Source organism: Microbacterium sp. GbtcB4 (genome assembly GCF_019091465.1).
Taxonomy (GTDB): domain Bacteria; phylum Actinomycetota; class Actinomycetes; order Actinomycetales; family Microbacteriaceae; genus Microbacterium; species Microbacterium paraoxydans.
Genome location: NZ_JAGXJJ010000627.1, coordinates 1 through 234, shown reverse-complemented (window position 1 = coordinate 234; position 234 = coordinate 1). Strand labels below are relative to the sequence as shown.

The 234-nt window shown below is 76.5% G+C and carries 1 pseudogene; it reads right to left on the bottom strand.

What is annotated here, in order from left to right:
- A pseudogene (locus tag KVS71_RS19060) lies at positions 1 to 185 on the bottom strand (phosphoglycerate dehydrogenase); the annotation flags it as partial.
- Positions 186 to 234 lie beyond the last annotated feature (49 nt).

Sequence of the window (234 nt, the reverse complement as noted above, 5' to 3'; positions counted from 1 at the left end):
ACCTCCCGTCCGACGATGCCGACAGTCTTCTCGAAGAGCCCGGCACCGGTGGAGGAGCTGCGCTTCCACTGGCCGGCGGACAGCGAGGCGTGCGCGGCCGGGATGCGGCGGGGGAGGCTGAGGATGTGGCCGACCGTCAGCTCGGGGGCGGGGGCGTTGTCCGAGGTGGGGGGGGGGGCGACCATGCGGCGGGGCGGGGGCGCGGCTTGGTGGTCGGCGTGGTCGGGGCCGCGA